Raw genomic sequence first — 3566 nt, 5'->3', positions numbered from 1 at the left:
ATTAATGTAGTATTAAATTACTTATTAATTTTTGGTCACTTTGGCTTTCCAAAACTCGGTGGTGTTGGTGCGGCAATCGCTTCTGCAGCAACCTATTGGTGTATTTTAATTATTACGGTTATTATTATTCGTACGAAAGAGCCTTTCGCTTCTTTCAATATCTTTAAACAGTTATACCGCCCTTCCTTTACAATCTGGAAGGAATTCCTGAAACTTGGCGTCCCTATCGGATTTGCTATCTTTTTTGAGACGAGTATTTTCGCTGCGGTAACACTTATGATGAGTAATTTTAGTACGACAACAATAGCAGCACATCAAGCAGCTATGAACTTTGCTTCCTTGTTATATATGACTCCTTTAAGTTTAGCAATGGCAATGACGATAGCCGTTGGATTTGAAGTTGGAGCAAAACGATACAATAATGCGAAACAATATGGATTTATCGGAATTGGGTTAGCCCTTGCTTTCGCTCTTTTATATTCAATCCTTCTTTATTTCTTTGATGATGAAATTGCTTCTATTTATACGACAAATGCAAATGTCCATCATTTAGCTAAAGAATTTCTTATATTCGCGATTTTATTTCAAATTTCAGATGCTATTGCAACTCCAGTACAAGGAGCACTTCGTGGTTATAAAGACGTAAATGTTGCCTTAATTATGACATTAATAGCTTATTGGGTAATAGGTCTACCTCTTGGCTACATGTTAGCAACTTATACTGACTGGGCAGCAAAAGGTTATTGGATTGGTCTTATTATCGGTCTAGCATTTGGAGCAATCTTCCTGCTTATCCGTCTCTTTCAAGTACAAAGAAAATATACAACGCAAAGCAGCCGCTAATGATATAGCGGCTGTTTTCTTCATGCATATTTTTTCTTGTAACGTGTAACATAATGAAAAAGAAAGGTGGATACATATGGACGAAAAACAAAAGAAACAATCATTCGATGAAGAATTCGCCCCTGAAATTTCACCTGGATATCGGCAAGATGTACATAAGCCACCTAAATATAAAAACACTTCTTTTTTAATGGGCATTACCATTTTCGCAGCTGTATTACTCGTGCTCATCATTTTCGTCTATTTTTAAGGAAGGGTGGTCTATTATATGAAGAAACAAGATTCAAATCGTTCAAAAAGAACTGTTAAAACAGAAAAAGGATATGCAGGAGATTCTGTTCATACACTGAAACAAGTTGAGCAAGGAAATTTATACATTGCTCAAAAAGAACTTGGTCAACAAAATGAAAATCTTTAAAGTCCCTCTGCTTCTAGAGGGTTTTTTATTGTACATATTGTTTTTGTTCTAACACCATGAATAAATTATTAACCTTTACAATTTTCATGTCATAATTTAATTTCATTTCACTTCTCTTACCATTTTCAATACCAGCAACGTACGCTACAGCATGATAGCGAAAACTCTCATCTGTCTCTTCACGTATCTCTTCGTTTGTAAATTTATACTCTAAATCCCGAAAACGGTTTGGGTAATAATTTTCTATTAACTGTTCATACCCTCTATTTACAAATATTTCTTCACCTTTTCGTTTCACATCTTCTTTATTATTAAACTCAAACACTGATAGTTGCACTGTCACRAAGTGTTCTCCTATCATTTTCATTTCTTTATCAGTTAAAGCTTCTATACTTTTGTTCTTTAATTCCTTATTTAACTCGTAGCGATCTATCGGTTTAAAGGTAGCAAAAACCTCCTCTTTATATGGCCAAAACAATCCAAAAGCGATACATAGAGAAATGATTAATATTCTTTTCTTCGTAATGCACCCCACCCTCCTCCATTAATGATAGTTATATTTTAACATATAGAAAGAAAATTCTGATATCATAAAGTAGAATAACCTACCTTTAACTTAGAAACGAGGAACAATTATGGACTCTTACAAACAATATATAAAAGAAGCTCTACCAGATCTTTCTATACATTCATATATGCAAAATGAAGAAGGGTGGGATAATATAACGGTTATTATAAATGACGAACTACTATTTCGTTTCCCACGAAAACTTGAATATGCAAACCGAATTCCGTTAGAAAAAGAACTGTGCACAATTCTTTCTCATTCATTACAAGAAATCGAGATTCCTAAGTATCATTTATTGTATAAGAATAATTGTAATACTGTTCCATTTTGCAGCTATTATCCTCTCATTCATGGTGAACCGTTAACAACTGAACTAGTTGCAAAGCTAGAGAAAAAAGAACTTGAAGTAATTATTACACAATTAGCCACTTTCCTTGCGACTTTACATAGTATTCCTTTAAAACGTGTTGAAACGCTAGGATTCCCTATCGAAAAAACACTTATCTACTGGAAAGAGCTACAAACAAAATTAAATCAATCTCTTACTAACAATCTTACTTCATTACAGAAATCAGCCTTAAATCGTTTATTCGAAAATTTCTTTGCCAATATAGCTAAATCTACCTTTCAAAATACAATCATTCATGCTGACTTTACACATCATCACATTTTATTTAATACGCAGAACAAAACCATTTCAGGTGTTATCGATTTTGGAGATGCTCAAATTGGCGATCCCGCTTTTGATTTTGCTGGGCTATATTATGATTTCGGTCATGAGTTTACTACATCTGTATATGAACAATACAGTGCAGTTATTTCTCACCGCGATCCATTACTCATTCACCGCATCACTACCTTTTATCAATACAGCCCTTTACTACATAACCTTATTTATAACATTGAAACAAACAAYGAAATAACATTAAAGAAGAATGAAGAACAGCTTAAAGCAATACTACAGGGACGAGATTAAATTCTCTCCCTATACTCTCTCTCCTCATACATCATTAACTTTTTATCCATTTCAACAATAACTTTATACAATTGAAATGCCTGTAAAATTTGCAGTTGAATTCCAAAAGGAGCATTCTGTTCTTTTAACCATTGAAATACTGCCGTTTCATCTTTCATTGATTATTCCTCCTCTTATTAAAATCTGCTACTCATATACCGTAAATGATGAAAAGCTTTTCATGTCAATAACAAAAAAGGATGCAAATTTGCATCCTTTAATGTACTATATTTTTCTTCTGCTTCGCTTCTTTCTTTACTTCTTCCCTTTGGCATTCACTATGAAACGCACAACTCATACACTCAGAACGAAAATGACGCTCTGTATAGTGCTCAGGTTGCTGCAACATTTCTTTCATTCTAAGTAAATCATCCATTCCAGTTATAATATCTTCCTGCTTTGGAATGTACTCATACTTAGTTCCTTCTATTAAATTAATAACTTCAATTTTCCCTGGAAGAATACCGAAAGCTTTATAACTGAATACTGTCATTAGCTTCTGACAAAGAGCAAGCATTTCCTCATCCGCATCGATAACATACTTTTTAATTACAAACGATTCAGCACTCCACTCACCAACTTCAAATGTCAATGACATGTGGACACCTAACTCTTCCATATATGTTTGAAACTTCTCATATAAAAATAACGGCGGTGCCTGACTATCATCCCTTTCAACAAACTGTAATAAGTGATCAGTTAGCTTTGCTAAAACAATATAG

At 33.6% G+C, this 3566-nt stretch carries 6 protein-coding genes and 1 pseudogene; 4 read left to right on the top strand and 3 right to left on the bottom strand.

Annotated elements, in window-relative coordinates; genetic code table 11:
* The 3 genes from AC1DJR_RS22080 to AC1DJR_RS22070 form a co-directional block, all read left to right on the top strand.
* A partial coding sequence (locus AC1DJR_RS22080; protein ID WP_477003500.1) for an MATE family efflux transporter occupies positions 1 to 843 on the top strand: 843 nt, incomplete at its 5' end.
* Between the two features lie 76 nt (positions 844 to 919).
* Entirely contained in the window at positions 920 to 1093 is a 174-nt protein-coding gene (locus AC1DJR_RS22075; RefSeq protein WP_000343684.1) for a hypothetical protein, read from the top strand.
* Between the two features lie 18 nt (positions 1094 to 1111).
* The gene (locus tag AC1DJR_RS22070) at positions 1112 to 1261 is read left to right on the top strand and encodes a hypothetical protein (protein ID WP_000743737.1); all 150 of its coding nucleotides are present in this window, start codon (positions 1112 to 1114) and stop codon (positions 1259 to 1261) included.
* Between the two features lie 25 nt (positions 1262 to 1286).
* On the opposite strand, the gene AC1DJR_RS22065 is transcribed toward AC1DJR_RS22070, so the two are convergent.
* On the bottom strand, positions 1287 to 1796 hold the full coding sequence (locus AC1DJR_RS22065; RefSeq protein ID WP_044437930.1) for a hypothetical protein: 510 nt from the start codon (positions 1794 to 1796) through the stop codon (positions 1287 to 1289).
* Positions 1797 to 1896: 100 nt separating this feature from the next.
* On the opposite strand from AC1DJR_RS22065, the gene AC1DJR_RS22060 reads away from it, so the two are divergent.
* Positions 1897 to 2805, top strand: coding sequence for an aminoglycoside phosphotransferase family protein (locus AC1DJR_RS22060; RefSeq protein ID WP_429686518.1), 909 nt, complete (start codon positions 1897 to 1899; stop codon positions 2803 to 2805).
* Here the strand turns inward: AC1DJR_RS22060 and AC1DJR_RS22055 are convergent.
* Entirely contained in the window at positions 2802 to 2963 is a 162-nt protein-coding gene (locus tag AC1DJR_RS22055) for a hypothetical protein (RefSeq protein WP_002126244.1), read from the bottom strand. The two genes, AC1DJR_RS22060 and AC1DJR_RS22055, sit on opposite strands and share 4 nt — an antisense overlap.
* A gap of 98 nt (positions 2964 to 3061) precedes the next feature.
* Positions 3062 to 3566, bottom strand: a pseudogene (locus AC1DJR_RS22050) (hypothetical protein); the annotation flags it as partial.

This window comes from Bacillus sp. 05T31 (assembly GCF_056396725.1).
The sequence above is the reverse complement of the archived record's forward strand: the minus strand, read 5'-3'. Positions and strand labels throughout refer to the sequence as shown.